The sequence below is a fragment of the Pseudomonas sp. GW823-FHT02C05 genome (assembly GCF_058797595.1).
Genome location: NZ_JBXAJU010000007.1, coordinates 226,788 through 247,960, shown reverse-complemented (window position 1 = coordinate 247,960; position 21,173 = coordinate 226,788). Strand labels below are relative to the sequence as shown.

Genomic DNA, 21,173 nt, shown 5'->3' with positions numbered 1-21,173 from the left:
GGTATCCGTGACGTTCGAAGCTTCTGCTCGATGACAGGCCGCAAAGGCTGGTTTATACCGGCTGTCGACTCTCTTACCGCCTGTCAGCTGATCCATCAGCTTCCACACACCCGGTTACAACCGACCTGACACCCCCCGTTTCCTGTCCATGGCGACAGCTTGTCCGAGGGCAATTTTTTGTCCCTACTCGGCATAGGGAAAGGCCGCAGAATCAGGCATGGAACGCATTGACCCAGGTCATAGCGCGTTGCAATGACCCCCTGCTTTCTCCATACTTGCGACCGATTTTTATCCCTAATAAAACACCCAAACCGTGGAACCTTAGAATGAGCACAGCAATCAGTCCGACTGCTTATAACTATAAGGTAGTCCGCCAGTTCGCCATCATGACGGTGGTCTGGGGGATCCTTGGCATGGGGCTCGGTGTCTTCATCGCCTCACAACTGGTATGGCCGGAGTTGAACTTCGGTCTGCCGTGGACGACGTTTGGACGCCTGCGCCCGCTGCACACCAACCTGGTGATCTTCGCCTTCGGTGGATGTGCATTGTTTGCCACCTCTTACTATGTCGTGCAGCGAACCTGCCAGACGCGACTGATTTCCGACAGCCTCGCGGCCTTCACCTTCTGGGGTTGGCAAGCGGTGATCGTCGGCGCGATCGTGACCCTGCCACTGGGTTACACCACCACCAAGGAATACGCCGAACTGGAATGGCCCCTGGCTATCCTGCTGGCGATCGTCTGGGTCACCTACGGCCTGGTATTCTTCGGCACCATCACCAAGCGCAAGACCAAGCACATCTATGTGGGCAACTGGTTCTACGGTGCCTTCATCGTGGTGACCGCGATGCTGCACATCGTCAACCACGCTTCCCTGCCGGTCAGCTTCTTCAAGTCCTACTCGGCCTACGCCGGTGCGACTGATGCGATGATCCAGTGGTGGTACGGCCACAACGCCGTGGGCTTCTTCCTGACCACCGGCTTCCTGGGGATGATGTACTACTTCGTACCCAAGCAGGCCGAGCGTCCGATCTATTCCTATCGCCTGTCCATCGTGCACTTCTGGGCGCTGATCACCCTGTACATCTGGGCCGGTCCGCACCACCTGCACTACACCGCGCTGCCGGACTGGGCCCAGTCCCTGGGCATGGCCATGTCGATCATCCTGCTGGCGCCAAGCTGGGGCGGCATGATCAACGGCATGATGACCCTCTCGGGCGCCTGGCATAAGCTGCGCACCGACCCGATCCTGCGCTTTTTGGTGGTATCCCTGGCGTTCTACGGCATGTCGACCTTCGAAGGTCCGATGATGGCGATCAAGACCGTCAACTCGCTCTCGCACTACACCGACTGGACCATCGGCCACGTACACGCCGGCGCTCTGGGCTGGGTAGCGATGATCTCCATCGGCGCCCTGTACCACCTGATTCCGAAAGTCTTCGGTCGTCAGCAGATGCACAGCATCGGCCTGATCAACACCCACTTCTGGCTGGCTACCATCGGTACCGTGCTCTACATCGCCTCGATGTGGGTCAACGGCATCACCCAGGGCCTGATGTGGCGTGCAATCAACGATGACGGCACCCTCACCTACTCCTTCGTCGAAGCGCTGCAAGCCAGCCACCCGGGCTTTATCGTCCGTGCTCTGGGCGGTGCGTTCTTCGCCACCGGCATGCTGATCATGGCGTATAACGTGTTCCGTACCGTTCGCGCCTCGAACCCGGCTGAAGCTGAAGCCGCTGCTCAGATCGCTGTAGTTGGAGCTCACTGATGAAGCACGAAGTAGTCGAGAAGAATATTGGCCTGCTGGCCTTCTTCATGGTCATCGCCGTCAGCATCGGCGGCCTGACCCAGATCGTCCCGCTGTTCTTCCAGGACGTCACCAACAAGCCGGTGGAAGGCATGAAGCCGCGTACCGCGCTGGAACTGGAAGGCCGCGACGTCTACATCGCCAACGGCTGTGTCGGCTGCCACTCGCAGATGATCCGTCCGTTCCGCGCTGAAACCGAACGCTATGGTCACTACTCGGTGGCTGGTGAGAGCGTCTGGGACCACCCGTTCCTGTGGGGTTCCAAGCGTACCGGCCCGGACCTGGCCCGAGTGGGCGGTCGTTACTCCGATGACTGGCAGCGTGCGCACTTGTACAACCCGCGCAACGTGGTGCCCGAGTCGAAGATGCCGGCTTATCCGTTCCTCGTAGAAAACAAGCTCGACGGCAAAGACACCGCGAAGAAAATGGAAGTCTTGCGCACGCTCGGCGTCCCTTACACCGACGAAGACATCGCCGGTGCCAAGGATGCCGTGAAGGGCAAAACCGAAATGGACGCGCTGGTGGCCTATCTGCAAGGCCTGGGCACCATCATCAAAAGCAAACGGTGATCTAGATGGATATCGGGATGATTCGTGGCCTGGGCACCCTTGTTGTGATGGTGGCCTTCATCGGTTTGGCGCTCTGGGTGTTCAGCCCCAAGCGCAAGTCCGAGTTTGAAGACGCAACCTTGCTGCCGTTCGCGGATGATCCCGACGCCATCAAGCACGTCGAGCAAGCTTCTAGGAGTAACAAAGAATGACTACGTTCTGGAGTCTGTACGTCACAGTCCTCAGTCTGGGTACCATCTTCGCCCTGACCTGGCTGCTGCTGTCGACCCGCAAGGGCCAGCGCGCCGAGCAGACCGACGAGACGGTCGGCCACTCCTTCGACGGGATCGAGGAGTACGACAACCCCCTGCCGAAATGGTGGTTCATGCTGTTCGTCGGCACCATCGTCTTCGCCCTGGGCTACCTGGTGCTGTACCCGGGCCTGGGCAACTGGAAAGGCGTTCTGCCGGGCTACAACTACCTCGATAACGAGAAGCAGACCCCGTTCGCCAACGGCCAGTCCGGCTGGACCGGCGTCCACGAGTGGGAAAAGGAAATGGCCAAGTCGGACGCCAAGTTCGGTCCGATCTTCGCCAAGTACGCGGCCATGCCTATCGAGGAAGTGGCCAAGGACCCGCAAGCCCTGAAAATGGGTGGCCGTCTGTTCGCATCCAACTGCTCGGTCTGCCATGGTTCCGACGCCAAGGGCGCCTATGGCTTTCCCAACCTGACCGACGCCGACTGGCGCTGGGGCGGCGAGCCGGAAACCATCAAGACCACCATCATGGGCGGTCGCCACGCAGTGATGCCGGCCTGGCTGGACGTGATCAAGGAACAAGGCGTCAGTGACGTTGCCGCCTATGTCCTGACCAACCTCGACGGCCGCAAGTTGCCGGAAGGCCTGAAGGCCGACCCGGTCAACGGCCAGAAGCTGTTCGCCGCCAACTGTGCGGTATGCCACGGCCCGGAAGGCAAAGGCACCCCAGCCATGGGCGCGCCTAACCTGACTCACCCGGCAGCCTTCATCTACGGTTCGAGCTTCGCCCAACTGCAGCAGACCATTCGTTACGGCCGTCAAGGCGTGATGCCAGCGCAGGAACAACTGCAAGGCAACGACAAGGTTCACCTGCTGGCGGCTTATGTCTACAGCCTGTCCCACGGTGACAAGCAGGCCGACGCCGAGTAAGACCGACGCCTGAAAGCAACACCCGACGGCCCCGCCAATCAACATTGGCGGGGCCGTTTTGTTTGCGCCTGGCATCGGCTGACGCTCGACGGCGGATCACCCTTTCCGGCAACCCGGTAGCCAGGATTCAACAATATGGCGGACTTCGAGACCTGCGGCGTACGCCTGCTCACTCCCTGGAAGAATTGAACGGCGCGACGTGCAAAAGGGTCCATAATCCACAAGTCAATTGATTCAAGTCATTACACCATCAGTTGATTTCTCCCAACGCGACCAAAGGTCGCACCCTTGCGCTAGAGCTACAGGCGTATCATTGCGCCACTGCAACACCCCTTTTGACCGCGGTCGGCACGCATCGACCGAGGCATTTTTCCACTGCCGTGGGATGCAATGATGAGCAACCAGATTCCCGTACAAGACGTTACCCCGCCTGCCAAAAACGCGACCAACAGCGTCGATCTCTACGCCTCCAGGGAAAAAATCTACACCCGCGCCTTCACCGGCCTGTTCCGCAATCTGCGCATGCTTGGCGGCGCCGGATTGTTCCTTCTGTACTTCGGTACCGTGTGGCTCAACTGGGGCGGCCACCAGGCTGTCTGGTGGAACCTGCCGGAGCGCAAATTCTTCATCTTTGGCGCCACGTTCTGGCCCCAGGACTTCATCCTGCTCTCGGGCCTGCTGATCATCGCCGCTTTCGGCCTGTTCTTCATCACCGTCTATGCCGGCCGCATCTGGTGCGGCTACACCTGCCCGCAGAGTGTCTGGACCTGGATCTTCATGTGGTGCGAAAAGGTCACCGAAGGCGATCGCAACCAGCGCATCAAGCTGGACAAGGCGCCCATGAGCGCCAACAAGTTCCTGCGCAAATTCAGCAAGCACAGCCTCTGGCTGCTGATCGGCTTCGTCACCGGCATGACCTTCGTCGGCTACTTCTCGCCGATCCGCGAACTGGTCATCGACTTCTTCACCGGCCAGGCCGATGGCTGGTCCTACTTCTGGGTCGGCTTCTTCACCCTGGCCACCTACGGCAACGCCGGCTGGCTGCGGGAACAGGTGTGCATCTACATGTGCCCCTATGCACGCTTCCAGAGCGTGATGTTCGACAAGGACACCCTGATCGTTTCCTACGACCCACGCCGTGGCGAAGCCCGTGGCCCGCGCAAGAAAGGCGCCGACTACAAGGCCCAGGGCCTGGGCGACTGCATCGACTGCACCATGTGTGTCCAGGTCTGCCCCACCGGCATCGACATCCGTGACGGCCTGCAGATCGAATGCATCGGCTGCGCAGCCTGCATCGACGCCTGCGACAGCATCATGGACAAGATGGAGTACCCCCGCGGGCTCATCAGCTACACCACCGAACACAACCTCTCGGGGCAGAAAACCCATAAACTGCGCCCGCGCCTGATCGGCTATGCCCTGGTGCTGCTGGCCATGATCAGCCTGCTGGTTGCGGCATTTTTCATGCGTTCGCTGGTGGGCTTCGATGTCAGCAAGGACCGGGTGCTGTACCGCGAAAACGCCGAAGGCCGGATCGAAAACGTCTACAGCCTGAAGATCATGAACAAGGACCAGCGCGATCACACCTATGTGCTGGACGCCTCCGGCCTGCCGGACCTGAAGCTGCAAGGCAAGCGCGAAATCCACGTGGTGGCCGGCGATATCGTCAGCATGCCGGTGGAGCTGTCGATTGCTCCCGAACAGCTGCCATCGACCACCAACGAGGTGAAATTCATCCTCAAGGATGCCGACGATGACAGCGTCCATGTTGAAGCCAAGAGCCGGTTCATCGGCCCACAAATTCGTTAAGAGAAGTGATCATGCCCGCAGCCACCGCCGCAAGCCCCTGGTACAAGCACCTCTGGCCCTGGATCATCATCGGCATCCTCGCCTGTTCCGTGACCCTGACCCTGTCCATGGTGACCATTGCCGTGAACAACCCGGACAACCTGGTCAACGACAACTACTACGAGGCCGGCAAGGGCATCAACCGCTCCCTGGACCGCGAGCTGCTGGCCCAGACCCTGAAGATGCGCGCCAACGTGCACCTCGATGAGCTGACCGGCGAAGTCGAACTGCGCCTGAGCGGTGACAGCCAGCCCAAGACCCTGGAGCTGAACCTGATCTCGCCGACCCAGCCGGAAAAGGACCGCAAGATCACCCTGGCCCGCAGCGAAACCGAACACGGGCGCTACATCGGCCAGTTGACCGACCAGGTCGAAGGGCGGCGCTTCGTCGAACTGCTGGGGGTCGAGGGCGACAAGACCTGGCGCATGTTCGAAGAAGAACAGGTCAGCCATGACAAGGACCTGCTGCTGGGCGACGAGCCCCTGCAAGGTGCCGAAGACCTGAACTGAGCAGTACCTGCCGTACATCGCCGGCCCGTCGCCTCCCCTGCCCTTGCAGCGGGACCGGTGCGCCGGCGATGAGTTTTTCCCACATAACAAAGACCGCCGATGACCACGCCACTGCCTTGCTACCACTGTGCCCTGCCGGTTCCTGCCGGTAGCCGGTTCACCGCCGTCGTGCTTGGCCAACCCCGGGAGTTCTGCTGCCCGGGCTGCCAGGCAGTGGCCGAAGCCATAGTCGCTGGCGGTCTGGAGCACTACTACAGCCATCGCAGCGAGGCCTCGGCCAACCCTGAAGCTCTGCCCGTGCAACTGGTGGACGAACTGGCGCTGTACGACCGCGCCGACGTGCAGCAGCCCTTTGTCCGGCACGAAGGCGAGCTGGCGGAAACCACGCTGCTCATGGAGGGCATCAGTTGTGCCGCCTGCGGCTGGCTGATCGAAAAACACCTGCGCAGCCTGCCAGCGGTGGCTGAAGCCCGGCTCAACCTGTCCAACCACCGCCTGCACGTGCGCTGGGCCGACAGCCAACTGCCCTTGAGCCAGGTGCTCAGCGAGCTGCGCCACATCGGCTACGCCGCCCACCCGTATCAGCCGGATCGCGCCTCCGAGCAACTGGCCAGCGAAAACCGCCTGGCCTTGCGCCAGCTGGGCGTCGCCGGCCTGCTGTGGTTCCAGGCCATGATGGCGACCATGGCCACCTGGCCGGAATTCAACATCGACCTGAGCCCCGAGCTGCATACGATCCTGCGCTGGGTCGCGCTGTTTCTCACCACGCCCATCGTCTTCTACAGCTGCGCACCGTTCTTCAAGGGCGCCATGCGCGATTTGCGCACCCGCCACCTGACCATGGACGTCTCGGTGTCCCTGGCCATCGGAGGGGCCTACCTGGCCGGCATCTGGACCTCCATCAGCGGCATTGGCGAGTTGTATTTCGATGCCGTCGGCATGTTCGCCCTGTTCCTGCTCGCCGGCCGCTACCTGGAACGCCGGGCCCGGGAGCGCACCGCGGCGGCTACCGCGCAACTGGTCAATCTGCTGCCAGCTTCCTGCCTGCGCCTGGATGAAGACGGCCAGAGTGAACGCATCCTGCTCAGCGAATTGCGCCTGGGCGACCGGGTGCTGGTGCATCCCGGCGCAGTACTGCCGGCAGACGGCAAGATCCTCGACGGCCAATCGAGCATCGACGAATCCCTGCTCACCGGTGAATACCTGCCGCAGCCCCGTGGCCTGGGCGATAGGGTGACCGCAGGTACCTTGAACGTCGAAGGTGCGTTGACAGTGCAGGTCCAGGCCCTGGGCCAGGACACCCGGCTATCGGCCATCGTGCGCCTGCTGGACCGGGCCCAGGCAGAGAAACCGCGGCTGGCGGAGGTTGCCGATCGTGCAGCCCAGTGGTTCCTGCTGTTCTCGCTGATCGCCGCGGCCGCCATCGGGCTGCTGTGGTGGCAATTAGACGCCTCACGGGCGTTCTGGATCGTCCTGGCCATGTTGGTGGCGACCTGCCCTTGTGCGCTGTCCCTGGCCACGCCCACAGCGCTCACCGCCGCCACCGGCACCTTGCACAAGCTCGGCCTGCTGCTGACCCGCGGCCATGTACTGGAAGGCCTGAACCAGATCGACACAGTGATTTTCGACAAGACCGGCACCCTCACCGAAGGGCGGCTGGCGCTGCGTTCCATCCGGCCATTGGGGGCCCTGTCCAGCGATGACTGCCTGAGCCTGGCCGCAGCCCTGGAAAACCGTTCCGAGCACCCGATCGCCCGGGCTTTCGGCCGTGCCCCAGTGGCCGCCGAGGAAGTTACCAGCAGCCCCGGCCTGGGCCTGGAAGGCCTGGTGGGCGATCAGCGTCTGCGCATCGGGCAACCAGCCTACGTTTGCCAGCTCAGTGGCTGTACCGTTCCGCCCATGCCCGATGAGGCCGGCCAATGGCTATTGCTCGGTGACAGCCAGGGGGCTCTCGCCTGGCTGGTGCTGGACGACCGCCTGCGCAGTGATGCTCCGGCCCTGCTGGCGGCCTGCAAGGCCCGTGGCTGGCGCACCCTGCTGCTGTCCGGGGACAGTTCGCCGATGGTCGCCAGTGTCGCTGCCGAACTGCAGATCGACGAAGCCCGGGGCGGCCTGCGCCCCGATGACAAGCTGCAAGTGCTGCAACAGCTGCACCAGCAGGGCCGCAAAGTGCTGATGCTCGGCGATGGGGTCAACGATGTGCCGGTGCTGGCCGCCGCCGATATCAGCGTCGCCATGGGCTCGGCCACTGACCTGGCCAAGACCAGCGCCGATGCGGTACTTCTGTCCAATCGCCTGGACGCCCTGGTGCAGGCCTTCAGCCTGGCCCGCCGCACGCGCCGAGTGATCATCGAGAACCTGCTCTGGGCCGGGCTGTACAATGGCCTGATGCTGCCGTTCGCCGCCCTCGGCTGGATCACTCCGGTGTGGGCGGCGGTCGGCATGTCCATCAGTTCCCTGACCGTGGTGCTCAACGCCCTGCGCCTGACCCGCATGCCGCGGCCGGCCGACAGCGCCGACGCCCCCGAAACCCGCCCGTTGCCGGCCTGAGCCGCCGGGCCTGGAGTCCAGATGCCAGCTCTTTACGTGATGATCCCGGCCGCCCTGCTGATCGTGGCCATCGCCATCTACATCTTCTTCTGGGCGGTGGACAGCGGCCAGTACGACGATCTCGACGGCCCGGCCCACAGCATCCTGTTCGACGACCAGGACCCAAGCCACACCGCCGCGGTGGATGAGGCCAAGGGCCAACCGAGCAGCGAAGCCGACCCCGGTAGAAAATCGGAACCGCCCCATGCTTGAACTGGCCCCTCTGCTGGTCTCTGCGCTGATCCTCGGCCTGCTGGGTGGCGGCCACTGCCTGGGCATGTGCGGCGGCCTGATGGGCGCCCTGACGCTGGCCATCCCCCCGGAACAGCGCAGCCGACGCCTGCGCCTGCTGCTGGCCTACAACCTGGGCCGCATCCTCAGCTACGCCCTGGCCGGCCTGCTGCTGGGCCTGGCGGGCTGGGCTGTGGCCAACAGTCCGCTGGCGCTGTTCATGCGAGTGCTGGCCGGGTTGCTGTTGATTGCCATGGGCCTGTACCTGGCCGGCTGGTGGAGTGGCCTGACCCGCATCGAAGGCCTTGGCAAGGGCTTGTGGCGGCATATCCAGCCGCTAGCCAGCCGCCTGTTGCCGGTTTCCAGCCTGCCCCGTGCATTGCTCCTGGGGGCGCTGTGGGGCTGGCTGCCGTGCGGCCTGGTGTACAGCACCCTGCTGTGGTCGGCGAGCCAGGGCAGCGCCCTGGACAGCGCGCTGTTGATGCTGGCCTTCGGCCTGGGCACCTGGCCCGTGCTGCTGGCCACCGGGCTGGCAGCCGAACGGATCACCGCCTTGCTGCGTCGGCGCAGCGTACGCATGGCTGGCGGCGTGCTGGTCATTCTCTTCGGCATCTGGACCCTGCCCGGCCCTCACCAGCACTGGCTGATGGGCCACTGACCCCGGGGAGGCGGCCGGCAACCGGGCCTGCACGCCTCGTCGGCACTGCTCCGGCGGCTCCCGAACACCCTTGATACAAGTCAAGATGGCCCTGGCCTGAACCTCCTAGACTCGCGAACACTGCCAGCCTATCCGGGGGAATTCCCGCATGCTCGACGCCATTCGTTGGGACACAGATCTGATCCGCCGCTACGACCTGGCGGGACCGCGCTACACCTCATACCCGACCGCAGTGCAGTTCAACAGCCAGGTCGGCGCCTTCGACCTGCTGCACGCCCTGCGCGACAGCCGCAAGGCGCAGCGCCCGCTGTCGCTGTACGTGCACATCCCGTTCTGCGCCAACATCTGCTACTACTGCGCCTGCAACAAGGTCATCACCAAGGATCGCAGCCGCGCCCTGCCCTACCTGCAGCGCCTGGAACAGGAGATGCAACTGATCGCCTGCCACCTGGCCCCCAACCAGCGGGTGGAACAACTGCATTTCGGCGGCGGCACCCCGACCTTTCTCAACCACGATGAACTGCGCCAACTGATGGCCCTGCTGCGCAAGCACTTCAACCTGCTGGACGACGACTCCGGCGACTACGGCATCGAGATCGATCCCCGGGAAGCCGACTGGTCGACCATGGGCCTGTTGCGGGAGCTGGGTTTCAATCGGGTCAGCATCGGCCTGCAGGACCTGGACCCGGCAGTGCAACGCGCGGTCAATCGCCTGCAAAGCCTGGACGAAACCCGGGCGGTGATCGAAGCGGCCCGCACCCTGCAGTTCCGTTCCATCAACATCGACCTGATCTACGGCCTGCCCAAGCAGACCCCGGAAAACTTCGCCCGCACCGTGGAAGAAGTCATCAGCCTGCAACCGGACCGGCTCTCGGTGTTCAACTACGCCCACCTGCCGGAGCGTTTCATGCCCCAGCGGCGGATCAACGGCAGCGAACTGCCTGCCCCGGCGGAAAAGCTGCAGATGCTGCAACGCACCATCGAACAGCTGACGGCTGCCGGCTATCGCTACATCGGCATGGATCATTTCGCCCTGCCCGATGATGAACTGGCCATTGCCCAGGAAGAGTCCACCCTGCAACGCAACTTCCAGGGCTACACCACTCATGGTCATTGCGACCTTATTGGGCTCGGTGTTTCAGCCATCAGCCAGATCGGCGATCTCTACTGCCAGAACAGCAGCGACCTGACGCACTATCAAAATGCCTTGGCTGGCGCACAACTGGCCACCAGTCGCGGCTTGGTATGCAACGCCGATGACCGTCTGCGCCGGGAAGTTATTCAGCAACTGATCTGCAACTTTAGTCTTAAGTTCGAAGAGATCGAACAGGCTTTCAATATCGACTTTCGCGGCTACTTCAATGAACTCTGGCCGGAACTGGAAGAGATGGCCGACGACGGCCTGATTGAACTTGGCAGCGAAGCAATCATCGTGCTGCCAGCCGGTCGCCTACTGGTGCGCTCGGTGTGCATGGTGTTCGATGCATACCTGGGCCAGCAGAACCGCCAGCGGTTTTCCCGGGTGATCTAGGATTTCATGATCAAGGATGCAGCCTTCATCACCTGCTCAGGGCTCAAGCCCGCTTCTTTCATTGCCTTGGCCAGGGAGGCATTGGCGGTCAGCAAACCGCCGTTGAGTATTGCCAGGGCAGATTGCAGGCTGCCGATCCGGACCTTGGTTTCTTCTGGGCTCAGGTGCTTGTCGGCCATGACCGCCTGGAGCTGGACGAGGGTCTCGGCAATCTGTTGTTGCAATTTTCTGATCATCTTGAGGATCTGCTGAATGTTTTCCGGCAGGCCGCTTTCCTCGATATCACTGTCACGCCCTTTGGCGGCGGCGGATTTGTTCAGGCCGGCGCCAGACAGCGACACTTTGACGCCCTCCCCGATCACTGGCTCTGCAACTAATGGAGAAACTCTTAGTTGCTCGTCAACCTGACTTGTCGAGGGCTCTTGAAGTGACTGCAAGTTATTGCTGCCATTAGTAATAGCGCCAACGGACGACATAATTTCAGCCTTCCAAGTTACTTTCGTTAACAGGTTATCGACCCATAAAAGGATAGCTTTACGACTAACAGTCAATACGGCACGGACTGGCCGGAACCTCCTCCCGTGAGTTACCCTTACGGCTTATGTGTGTTTTCCCACAAGGATTCTAGAATGTCCGAGCCAGTTAAACTGCGCGCTCACAACCAGGCCCATTGCAAGGATTGCAGCCTGGCACCCCTCTGCCTGCCACTTTCGCTGAATTTGGAAGACATGGACGCGCTGGACGAAATCGTCAAACGTGGCCGCCCATTGAAAAAAGGCGAATTCCTGTTCCGTCAGGGTGACGGCTTCGACTCGGTGTACGCCGTGCGTTCGGGCGCCCTGAAAACCTTCAGCCTGAGCGACAGCGGCGAAGAACAGATCACCGGCTTCCATCTCCCCAGCGAGCTGGTAGGCCTGTCAGGCATGGACACCGAAAGCCATCCCGTCTCGGCCCAGGCGCTGGAAACCACCTCGGTGTGTGAAATCCCCTTCGAGCGCCTCGATGAGCTGGCACTGCAACTGCCACAGCTGCGTCGCCAGCTGATGCGGGTCATGAGCCGGGAAATCCGCGATGACCAGCAAATGATGCTGCTGCTGTCGAAAAAGACCGCTGACGAGCGTATCGCCACGTTCCTGGTCAACCTGTCCGCGCGCTTCCGCGCCCGGGGCTTCTCGGCCAACCAGTTCCGCCTGAGCATGTCGCGCAACGAAATCGGCAACTACCTGGGCCTGGCCGTGGAAACCGTGTCCCGGGTGTTCACCCGTTTCCAGCAGAACGAACTGATTGCCGCCGAAGGCAAGGAAGTGCACATCCTCGATCCGATCCAGCTCTGCGCCCTCGCCGGCGGCTCGGTGGAGGGCTGATCCACAGCCTGTGCGGCTGAGCCAGGCGGCTCGGTCGCGGGTATACTGGCGCGGCCTATTTGCCCGCCAGGACACCTGAAGATGGCCTTCGATTCCTTCGACATCAAATCCCTGATCCGCCCCGTCATCGACTTCCCGAAACAGGGCGTGATCTTCCGCGACATCACCCCCCTGTTCCAGTCTCCCCGGGCCCTGCGCCTGGTGGCGGACAGCTTCGCCCAGCGTTATGTCGAAGAAGACTTCAGCCACATCGGCGCCATGGACGCACGGGGTTTTCTGATCGGCTCGATCATCTCCTACCAGTTGAACAAGCCGCTGATCCTGTTCCGCAAACAGGGCAAGCTGCCGGCCGACATCCTGGCCGAGGGCTACCGGACCGAGTACGGCGAAGCCTTCATTGAAGTCCACGCCGACAGCTTGTGTGAAGGCGACTCGGTGCTGTTGATCGATGACCTGATCGCCACCGGTGGTACCCTGATCGCAGCCGCCAATCTGGTACGGCGCATGGGGGCGAAGGTCTATGAAGCCGCGGCGATCATCGACCTGCCGGAACTGGGCGGCTCGCAGAAGCTGCAGGACATGGGGATCCCGACCTTCTGCCTGACCCAGTTTTCCCTGACCGAACGCTAGCCTGCACCTACAGCCCCATCTGCTTGCTGATGATTTCGTTCATCACCTCGCGAGTGCCGCCGCCGATCGACAGAATGCGGTTGTCGCGATACAGGCGCTCCACCAGGCTTTCGCGCATGTAGCCCATGCCACCGAGGATCTGCACCGCATCGTGGGTAATACGGTCGGCGGTATCGGTGGCGAAGTTCTTGGCCATGGAAATTTCCTTGATCACACTCTTGCCGGCGGCCATCTTCGCCGCCTGGCGATAGGTGAACTCCCGGGAAACCTCCAGGGCCGTGGCCATCTCCGCCAGACGGTGCTTGAGCACCTGGAACTTGGCGATGGGCTTGCCGAACGCCTCCCGCTCGCGCGCCCACTTCAGGCTTTCCTCCAGGGCCATCTGTGAGGTCATGTTGGCCATCAGGGCCAGGGCCAGGCGTTCGCTCTGGAAGTTGCCCATGATGCAGGCAAAGCCCATGTTCTCGGCACCGATCAGGTTGCCCACCGGCACCCGGCAATCGTCGAAGAACAGCTCGGCGGTATCCGAGGCCCACCAGCCCATCTTTTTCAACTGCCGACCCACAGTGAAGCCCGGCGTGCCCTTTTCGACCAGCAACAGGCTGATGCCGCCGTAGCCAGGTTCGCCGGTGCGCACCGCAACGGTGTAGAAGTCGGCGCGCACGCCACTGGTGATGAAGGTCTTGCTGCCACTGAGCCGGTAATGATCGCCATCGCGCACGGCGCGGGTCTGCAGGTTGGCCACGTCCGAGCCGCCGCCGGGCTCGGTGACCGCCAGGGCGCTGATCTTCTCCCCCGACAACACCAGCGGTGCGACCCGCTCACGCAATTCGGGGCGAGCCCATTTGACGATGGGCGGCAGGCCGATATCCAGGGAGCCGAGGCCCGCCACCAGGCCGCCGGAGCCACTGCGCATCAACTCCTCGCTGGCGGCGATCTTGGCGAACAGATCACCCTCATGGCTGCCGCCCAGGGCCTCGGGGTAACCGATGCCCAGAAGCCCGGCGGCCCCGGCCTTGAGGTACAGCTCACGGGGGAAACTGCCCGCCTCCTCCCACTCGTCGATCTGGGGAAGGATTTCACGCTCGACGAAACGTCGCACGCTGTCGCGGACCAACTGGTGGCTGGGGTCGAAGTATTCCTGGCAGGCAGACATCGGCAAGCTCCTCTGAAGGGTCGAAGGAACTTACCAAGCGCTTGCTTGGTTTTCAAGAGAATGCGTGGCGCATCCTTCGCCAGTCAGCCGGCTTCCGCAGTCTTACAACGCTATGGGTTTGCGCCCGGCAAAGGAGTGAGCCAGGGTGCCGCCATCCACCAGTTCCAGCTCGCCGCCCAGAGGCACGCCGTGAGCGATGCGCGAGGTGATCAGGCCCTTGTTGGTCAGCAGTTGGGCGATGTAGTGCGCAGTGGCTTCGCCTTCCACAGTCGGGTTGGTGGCCAGGATCACTTCGCTGAAGCTGCCCTGCTCCTCGATACGCGCCAGCAACTGCGGAATGCCGATGGCCTCCGGGCCCAGGCCATCCAGAGGCGACAGGTGGCCTTTGAGCACGAAGTAGCGCCCGCGATAGCCGGTCTGCTCCACCGCGTACACATCCATCGGCCCTTCCACCACGCACAGCAGGGTGTCGTCGCGACGCGGATCGGCACACTGCGGGCACAGCTCGTCTTCGGTCAGGGTCCGGCACTGGCGGCAATGCCCCACGCCTTCCATGGCCTGGCTCAAGGCCTGCGCCAGGCGCAAGCCACCACTGCGATCACGCTCGAGCAGTTGCAGGGCCATGCGCTGGGCGGTTTTCTGACCCACGCCCGGCAAGGTGCGCAGGGCATCGATCAGTTGGCGAATCAGGGGGCTGAAGCTCATGGGCAAAGGTCCGACAAAAACAACGAGACGCGGTTTATACCCGCGCCTCGGGGTAGCGTCAAATGCTCGCGTCCGGGGCGACCTTGACCACCAGCTTGCCGAAGTTGCGCCCCTCCAGCAGGCCAATGAAGGCTTCTGGTGCCTGCTCCAGTCCCTCGACCACGTCCTCCTTGAACTTGACCTTGCCTTCGCGCACCCAGGGCGCCATGGCCTTGATGAACTCCGGATGGCGGTCGCCATAGTCGTCGAAGACAATAAAGCCCTGGATGCGTACCCGCTTGGTGAGCAAGGTGCGCTGCAGCAGTGGCAGGCGATCCGGCCCCGGCGGCAGCGCCTGGGCGTTGTACTGGGCGATCAGCCCGCACAGGGGAATACGCGCCCTGGGGTTGAGCAGGGGCAGTACCCCGTCGAAGACCTTGCCACCGACGTTTTCAAAATAGATGTCCACGCCCTTGAAGCAGGCCTGGGCCAGTTCGTCGGCAAAGTCGGGGCTCTTGTGATCGATGCAGGCATCAAAACCCAGCTCCTCGACCACATAGCGGCATTTGTCGGCGCCACCGGCCACGCCCACCACCCGCAGCCCCTTGAGCTTCGCCACCTGCCCCACCACCGACCCCACGGCGCCGGAGGCAGCACCCACCACCAGGGTTTCTCCGGCCTTGGGCTGGCCGATGTCCATCAGCCCCATGTAGGCGGTCATTCCGGGCATGCCGAGCACACCCAGGGCCATGGAAGGGCTGGGCAGGCCCGAGGGCACCGGGATCAGGTTGCGGCCATCGCAAATGCAGTGGCTCTGCCAACCAGTGGCGCCCACCACCAGGTCGCCCTCCTGGAACTTGGGGTTGAGCGAACGCTCGACCCGGCTCACTGCACCGCCGGTCATGACCTCGTCTATTTCCACCGGCGCCGCATAGGACGGGGCATCGCTCATGCGCCCGCGCATGTAGGGGTCCAGTGACAGGTAGAGGGTCTTCAACAGCACCTGGCCATCAGCCAGTTCCGGCAAGGCCACCCGTTCCAGGCGGAAATTCTCCGGGACCGGCGCGCCCTCGGGCCGGGAGACCAGCACCACACGCTGATTGAGGGTCAATGTTTGCGGCATCATGGACACTCCTTTAGGGAAGGTTGAATGAAAGGGTATAGGTTGCAGACCCTGTGAATAGCATCACGTTCGATGTTTCTGCAGATGGATCTGCTGTGGCCTTCGCCGGCCAGCCGGCTGCTACCCACAGCGCAGTGCTGATCGCCAGGGCAAAAAAAAGCCAGGCTCAAGGCCTGGCTTTATGTAGTCCATCCGATGCGCTTGCGCGAATCAGAACGGCAATTTCATGCCTGGAGGCAGTTGCATGCCGGCGGTCATGCCGGACATCTTTTCCTGGCTGTTGGACTCGATCTTGCGCACGGCGTCGTTCACCGCAGCGGCAAACAGGTCTTCGAGCACTTCACGGTCATCTTCGCTGACACCTTCCAGCAGGCTCGGGTCGATGCTCACGCGCTTGATGTCATGACGGCCGGTCATGACTACGGTGACCATGTCGCCGCCAGCCTTGCCGGTGACTTCGGCGTTGGCCAGTTCTTCCTGCATCTTGGCCATTTTTTCCTGCATCTGCTGTGCCTGCTTCATCAGGCCGGCCATGCCACCTTTCATCATGGGAATTACCTCAAAGTACGGGGATGGAAACGGCGCCCGGCCCCTGGCCCGGCGCCCTTTGAATGATCAACCCTGAGCCGCCAGGGCCTCGACAGGTTCAATAGTATCGTGGCGCACCACTGCACCGAACTCCTGGACCATCCGCTGGATGAACGGATCACCATGGATCGACTCCTCGGCCTCGCGCTGACGATCGGCACGGCGCCGTGATGCAGCCTGGGCCGGGGTTTCCTGCTCTGGCTTGATCAGCTCGATCGCCAGGGTCAGGGTACGCCCGTGGTACTGGTTCAGGGCGTCGTTGAGGCGACGCTGCTGGGTGGCGTTGAACAGTGCGCTGTGGGCCGGGTCCAGGTGCAGCAGCCAATGGTCGCCGTCCACGGACATCAGGGTGCAGTTGGCGGCGATGCTGCCGGTCATGCCCGAGATCGGCAGTTTCGGGAACAGCTGCAGCCATTCCAGGGCCAGGCCAGTGGCCGGCTTGGCAGCAGGTTCGGGCTCGGGTTCCGGCGCCGGATCGGCTGCGTGCTCACTGGCCAGTTCGTCCAGGTAGCTGTAGGCCGAATCCATGTCCGGCTCGATATAGTCCTCGTCCAGCGGCGGCTCGTCGTCCAGGTCGATACCCGGGGTGGCGGCGTCGACTTCCGCCACCGTGGGTTCCGGCACCGGGGCGCTGACCCACTCCGGCGCGTCCGGCACCACGCTGTCCGGCGTCGGGGTCGGCATCGGCGTCAGCTCAGGCTGCTCGGCGGCCACCTCCAGCATCGGCTCGACCGCTGGCTGCTGTTCGATCTGTGGCTCCACCGGATCGTTCCAGGGCAGGTCGACCACCGCTTCGGCAACCACCGGCTCGGGTTCGACAGCGACCGCTTCGGCCACAGGGGGCGCGACAGGTTCGGGCGCGGCAACAGGTGCTGGCGCCACTGGAGCACTCACAACCGGAGCCGGGGCAACGGTCGCTACAGGCACGGCAGGTGCCGGCGCCGCCACGGCTTGGGCGGAATCAACTGTGGCCTGGCTGATCCCCACTGGCTTTAGCGGCTGTCTCGGTGCATCCGCGGTATCGGCTGGGCGGAAGGCCAGCATTCGCAGCAGGACCATTTCAAAGCCGCCGCGGGGGTCCGGCGCCAACGGCAGGTCGCGTCGACCGATCAGGCCCATCTGGTAATAGAACTGCACGTCTTCGGCAGGCAGGGCCTGGGCCAAGGCCAGCACCCGGTCACGATCGCCGTGCCCGTTGTCGACCCCTTCCGGCAATGCCTGGGCAATCGCCACCCGGTGCAGCACGTTGAGAATTTCCGAAAGCACGCCGTTCCAGTCCGGCCCCTGCTCCGCCAAATGCCGCACCGCCTCGAGCAACGCCTTGGCGTCGCCGTTGATCAGCGCATGCAGCACGTCATAGACCTGGCCGTGATCGAGGGTGCCGAGCATGGCCCGCACATCGGCCGCCATAACCTTGCCTTCACCGAAGGCAATCGCCTGGTCGGTGAGGCTCATGGCATCGCGCATCGAGCCATCGGCGGCGCGGCCCAGCAGCCACAGGGCGTCATCCTCGAACGGCACGTTCTCCACGCCCAGGACGTGGCTCAAGTGCTCCACCACCCGTTCCGGGGTCATGTTCTTCAGGGAGAACTGCAGGCAGCGCGAGAGGATGGTCGCCGGCAGCTTCTGCGGATCAGTGGTCGCCAGGATGAACTTGACGTAGGGCGGCGGCTCTTCGAGGGTCTTGAGCAGGGCGTTGAACGAGTGGCTGGAGAGCATGTGCACTTCGTCGATCAGGTAGACCTTGAAGCGCCCGCGGCTCGGTGCGTATTGCACGTTATCCAGCAATTCACGGGTATCCTCGACCTTGGTCCGGCTCGCGGCGTCGATCTCGATCAGGTCGACAAAGCGCCCCTCATCGATCTCGCAGCACACCGAACAGGTGCCACAGGGCGTGGAAGTGATACCTGTTTCACAGTTCAGGCATTTGGCAATGATTCGCGCGATGGTGGTCTTGCCCACCCCGCGAGTGCCGGTAAACAGGTAGGCGTGGTGCAGCCGCTGGCTGTCCAAGGCATTGATCAGAGCCTTGAGCACATGGGTCTGGCCGACCATTTCGCGGAACGAGCGCGGACGCCATTTACGTGCAAGAACCTGATAACTCATCGAAAACCGTCGCAACTGGAAAGCGGAAGCCGGTAATGCTAGCGGAGCAAGGGCGAAATTGCATCCGGCGCGCTCGTCTAATCTGTCTAAGCTTGCATTTTGCAAAGGATTGCTCGCCCGCCGACACCCTGGAGACTGTATGCGTTTGACCTGGTGCGCCCTGTTTCTCTTCAGCGCCAGCCTGGAAGCCGCAGAGCCGCCCCTGCGCTTTGCCATCGCCGACAGTTGGACCATGCCGGCCATCGAGGTCGAAGGCGACCAGCCCACCGATGGCATCCTTTTCGACACCATGAACAGCCTGGCCCGGCACCTGGGTACCCCGGCGCAGTTTCATGTCCTGGCCCGGGCCCGGGTGCAGAACGCCATGGCCCAGGGCGAAGTCGACGTGCGCTGCTACGCTGCCCAGGCCTGGCTGCCGAACCTCTCTGGGGATTACCTGTGGAGCGTGCCGCTGTTCATCCAGCGCAACCTGCTGGTGAGCACCCATCCGGAGCCCTCGGTGGTCAACCTGCAGCAACTGTCGCGCCAGCATATCGGCACCGTCCTCAGCTATACCTACACCCCCTTGCAGCCGCTGTTCGACACCAACCAGCTGATACGCGACGACGCCCGCAACGAGGAGCAGGTGCTGCAGAAACTGGTGGTCGGGCGTTACCGCTACGCCATCGCCAGCCAGTGGACCCTGGACTGGTTCAACAAGACCCAGGCCACCGGCAACCCGCTGTACAGCGTCGCGGTGCTGCAGGAGCAGGCCGTCGGCTGCTATGTACGCAACGATCCGAGAGTGCCGGCCCAGCGCATCCTGCGCACCCTGTTGCGAATGAAGATGTCCGGCGAGATCGACGCCATCATCCAACGTTACGTCGGCCCTCAGGACGACGCTCAGCCTCCCGACATCGCCTCGCCCTGAAGCTCGTCGCTTCGCCATGCCCGCGGTGGCTCAAAGCTACGCACCCAATCCAGCACCGCCTCGGCGGGCATTGGCGGCGCAATGAAATCCCCCTGGGCGACGTCGCAGCCAAGGGCCATCAAGCGCTCGCCATGCGCCAGGCTTTCCAGCCCCTCGGCCACCACGCGCCGGCCAAAGGCCTGGGCCAGCCCCACCAACGCCTGGATCAGCGCCTGATCGTCCGCGTCGTGCAGCATGTCGCGCACGAACAGCCGGTCGATCTTGATGGTCTGGGTGCGCAGGCGCTTGAGGTAGCTGAGGGACGAATGGCCAGTGCCGAAGTCCCCCAGGGAGAACTGCACGCCAAATCCCTGGCAGGCATCGAGGCAATCGCTGACCCGCTGGATATTGTCGATGGCCACCGACTCGACGATTTCCAGGTCCAGCAACGCCGGCAACACATCCGGATAGCGATCGAGCATGTCCTTGAGCCGCTCGACGAAGTCCGGGCGCTGGAAATGCCGGGCCGCCACGTTCAGGCTCACCGGCCAGCCCAGCCCCGCCTGCTGCCAGCCTTGCAGGCGGGTCATCACCTGGTCCATGACCCATTCGCCGATCTCGACGATCAGGTCGGTCTCCTCCACCTGCTGCAGAAACTCCTGGGCCCCCAGCATGCCGCGCTGCGGGTGCTGCCAGCGCAGCATCGCCTCGAAGCCCACCACCTCACCGGTACGCATGTTCACCTTGGGCTGGAAGTACAGGCGCAACTCGCCTGCGAGCAAGGCCTGGCGCACCTGCTCGACAGTCTGGTAGGTGACCATCACTTCACGGTCGCGCAGCACATCGAACAGGTGGAAGCGGTTGCGTCCACTCTGCTTGGCCACGTACATGGCCTGGTCGGCGTGGCGCAACAAGGTGTCGGCGTCGTGGTTGTCGGTGGGGTACAGGGTCACGCCGATGCTGGCGAAGACATTGATGTCCTTGCCCTGGATCGAGTACGGCTGGGAAATGGTCGCCAATACCCTTTGCAACGCCGCGCGCAGCTCCAGCATGTCGCGCACGTAACGCAAAATCAGCACGAACTCGTCGCCGGCCAGGCGAGCCACCACGTCCTCGCCGCGGATGATCGAGCGCAGCCGCGCAGCCACCTCCACCAGCAGCAGGTCGCCACAGGCGTGGCCATAGCCGTCATTGACCGCCTTGAAGCCATCCAGGTCGAGCATGCAGACCGCCAGGGGAATATCCTGCGCCCGGGAGAAATCCAGAGCCTGGTGCAGCAGGTCCGAGAGAAAGGCCCGGTTGGGCAGCCCGGTCAGCACGTCGTGGCCGACCCGCCATTGCAACGAATGCAACAGCTGACGCTTTTCGCTGACATCGAAGCGGATCGACACATAACGCACCACCTGCCCGGAGCGCTGATCCACCAGCGGCACCATGGTGCTGTCGACCCAGTACAGGCTGCCGTCCTTGGCGCGGTTGCAGATCTCGCCCTTCCACACCCGGCCCTGGGTAATGGTCTGCCACAACTCGGCAAAGAACTCCGGCGGATGCAGCCCGGAACTGAGCATGCGGTGGTTGGCGCCGATCAGTTCTTCACGGCTGTAGCCCGAGACCTGGCAGAACAGATCGTTGACATAAGTGATGCTGCCGCCCAGGTCCGTCTCGGAGAAGATGGCGGCGGCATCGACGGCCCTGCGGTATTTCTCATCCATGAGTCGAACTCAC

Annotated in this window: 20 protein-coding genes; 13 read left to right on the top strand and 7 right to left on the bottom strand. The window is 63.0% G+C overall.

Annotated features, from left to right (window positions below; genetic code table 11):
- Positions 1–326: 326 nt before the first annotated feature.
- The 10 genes from ccoN to hemN all read left to right on the top strand — a co-directional run bounded on the left by ccoN (position 327) and on the right by hemN (position 10,908).
- Positions 327–1,769: a cytochrome-c oxidase, cbb3-type subunit I gene (gene ccoN, locus AC1RGE_RS31295; RefSeq protein WP_011060241.1), complete on the top strand. Its 1,443-nt coding sequence runs from the start codon at positions 327–329 to the stop codon at positions 1,767–1,769.
- Entirely contained in the window at positions 1,769–2,377 is a 609-nt protein-coding gene (ccoO, locus tag AC1RGE_RS31290) for a cytochrome-c oxidase, cbb3-type subunit II (RefSeq protein ID WP_011060240.1), read from the top strand. Before ccoN ends, ccoO begins: the two co-directional genes overlap by 1 nt.
- Before the next feature lie 5 nt (positions 2,378–2,382).
- On the top strand, positions 2,383–2,568 hold the full coding sequence (locus AC1RGE_RS31285) for a CcoQ/FixQ family Cbb3-type cytochrome c oxidase assembly chaperone (RefSeq protein ID WP_011060239.1): 186 nt from the start codon (positions 2,383–2,385) through the stop codon (positions 2,566–2,568).
- Positions 2,565–3,542 carry a cytochrome-c oxidase, cbb3-type subunit III gene (ccoP, locus tag AC1RGE_RS31280; protein WP_011060238.1) on the top strand — a complete coding sequence of 326 codons (978 nt, stop codon included), beginning with the start codon at positions 2,565–2,567 and terminating at the stop codon, positions 3,540–3,542. Before AC1RGE_RS31285 ends, ccoP begins: the two co-directional genes overlap by 4 nt.
- Positions 3,543–3,935: 393 nt before the next feature.
- Positions 3,936–5,351 carry a cytochrome c oxidase accessory protein CcoG gene (gene ccoG, locus AC1RGE_RS31275; RefSeq protein ID WP_019093855.1) on the top strand — a complete coding sequence of 472 codons (1,416 nt, stop codon included), beginning with the start codon at positions 3,936–3,938 and terminating at the stop codon, positions 5,349–5,351.
- Between the two features lie 11 nt (positions 5,352–5,362).
- Entirely contained in the window at positions 5,363–5,899 is a 537-nt protein-coding gene (locus AC1RGE_RS31270) for a FixH family protein (protein ID WP_011060236.1), read from the top strand.
- Between the two features lie 99 nt (positions 5,900–5,998).
- Positions 5,999–8,449, top strand: a complete 2,451-nt coding sequence (locus AC1RGE_RS31265) for a heavy metal translocating P-type ATPase (protein ID WP_125062708.1) — start codon at positions 5,999–6,001, stop codon at positions 8,447–8,449.
- Positions 8,450–8,470: 21 nt separating this feature from the next.
- Positions 8,471–8,701 carry a cbb3-type cytochrome oxidase assembly protein CcoS gene (gene ccoS / locus AC1RGE_RS31260; protein WP_041116903.1) on the top strand — a complete coding sequence of 77 codons (231 nt, stop codon included), beginning with the start codon at positions 8,471–8,473 and terminating at the stop codon, positions 8,699–8,701.
- Positions 8,694–9,377 carry a sulfite exporter TauE/SafE family protein gene (locus tag AC1RGE_RS31255; protein ID WP_011060233.1) on the top strand — a complete coding sequence of 228 codons (684 nt, stop codon included), beginning with the start codon at positions 8,694–8,696 and terminating at the stop codon, positions 9,375–9,377. Before ccoS ends, AC1RGE_RS31255 begins: the two co-directional genes overlap by 8 nt.
- Positions 9,378–9,525: 148 nt before the next feature.
- Positions 9,526–10,908, top strand: a complete 1,383-nt coding sequence (gene hemN / locus AC1RGE_RS31250) for an oxygen-independent coproporphyrinogen III oxidase (protein ID WP_011060232.1) — start codon at positions 9,526–9,528, stop codon at positions 10,906–10,908.
- Here hemN and AC1RGE_RS31245 read toward each other — a convergent pair.
- The gene (locus tag AC1RGE_RS31245) at positions 10,905–11,384 is read right to left on the bottom strand and encodes a hypothetical protein (protein WP_041774119.1); all 480 of its coding nucleotides are present in this window, start codon (positions 11,382–11,384) and stop codon (positions 10,905–10,907) included. The genes hemN and AC1RGE_RS31245 overlap by 4 nt on opposite strands.
- A gap of 153 nt (positions 11,385–11,537) precedes the next feature.
- Between AC1RGE_RS31245 and fnrA the strand changes: the two genes are divergently transcribed.
- Together fnrA and AC1RGE_RS31235 are read left to right on the top strand one after the other, a co-directional pair.
- Positions 11,538–12,272, top strand: a complete 735-nt coding sequence (fnrA, locus tag AC1RGE_RS31240) for a Crp/Fnr family transcriptional regulator FnrA (protein WP_011060230.1) — start codon at positions 11,538–11,540, stop codon at positions 12,270–12,272.
- 81 nt (positions 12,273–12,353) lie between these two features.
- On the top strand, positions 12,354–12,902 hold the full coding sequence (locus AC1RGE_RS31235; protein ID WP_492585671.1) for an adenine phosphoribosyltransferase: 549 nt from the start codon (positions 12,354–12,356) through the stop codon (positions 12,900–12,902).
- Between the two features lie 7 nt (positions 12,903–12,909).
- On the opposite strand, the gene AC1RGE_RS31230 is transcribed toward AC1RGE_RS31235, so the two are convergent.
- The 5 genes from AC1RGE_RS31230 to dnaX all read right to left on the bottom strand — a co-directional run bounded on the left by AC1RGE_RS31230 (position 12,910) and on the right by dnaX (position 18,559).
- Positions 12,910–14,058: an acyl-CoA dehydrogenase family protein gene (locus tag AC1RGE_RS31230; protein ID WP_011060228.1), complete on the bottom strand. Its 1,149-nt coding sequence runs from the start codon at positions 14,056–14,058 to the stop codon at positions 12,910–12,912.
- Positions 14,059–14,160: 102 nt separating this feature from the next.
- Complete coding sequence (gene recR, locus AC1RGE_RS31225; protein WP_011060227.1) at positions 14,161–14,763, bottom strand: recombination mediator RecR; 603 nt, start codon at positions 14,761–14,763, stop codon at positions 14,161–14,163.
- Between the two features lie 58 nt (positions 14,764–14,821).
- Positions 14,822–15,865 carry an NADPH-dependent curcumin/dihydrocurcumin reductase gene (gene curA, locus AC1RGE_RS31220; RefSeq protein ID WP_011060226.1) on the bottom strand — a complete coding sequence of 348 codons (1,044 nt, stop codon included), beginning with the start codon at positions 15,863–15,865 and terminating at the stop codon, positions 14,822–14,824.
- Positions 15,866–16,075: 210 nt separating this feature from the next.
- Positions 16,076–16,414 carry a YbaB/EbfC family nucleoid-associated protein gene (locus tag AC1RGE_RS31215; RefSeq protein ID WP_015634779.1) on the bottom strand — a complete coding sequence of 113 codons (339 nt, stop codon included), beginning with the start codon at positions 16,412–16,414 and terminating at the stop codon, positions 16,076–16,078.
- A 66-nt stretch (positions 16,415–16,480) separates the two neighbouring features.
- Positions 16,481–18,559: a DNA polymerase III subunit gamma/tau gene (gene dnaX, locus AC1RGE_RS31210; RefSeq protein ID WP_492585669.1), complete on the bottom strand. Its 2,079-nt coding sequence runs from the start codon at positions 18,557–18,559 to the stop codon at positions 16,481–16,483.
- A gap of 139 nt (positions 18,560–18,698) precedes the next feature.
- Between dnaX and AC1RGE_RS31205 the strand changes: the two genes are divergently transcribed.
- Complete coding sequence (locus AC1RGE_RS31205; RefSeq protein ID WP_019093852.1) at positions 18,699–19,469, top strand: substrate-binding periplasmic protein; 771 nt, start codon at positions 18,699–18,701, stop codon at positions 19,467–19,469.
- Here the strand turns inward: AC1RGE_RS31205 and AC1RGE_RS31200 are convergent.
- A complete protein-coding gene (locus AC1RGE_RS31200) occupies positions 19,442–21,160 on the bottom strand; it encodes a putative bifunctional diguanylate cyclase/phosphodiesterase (RefSeq protein WP_011060222.1) in 1,719 nt (572 codons plus the stop codon). The two genes, AC1RGE_RS31205 and AC1RGE_RS31200, sit on opposite strands and share 28 nt — an antisense overlap.
- Positions 21,161–21,173: the final 13 nt, after the last annotated feature.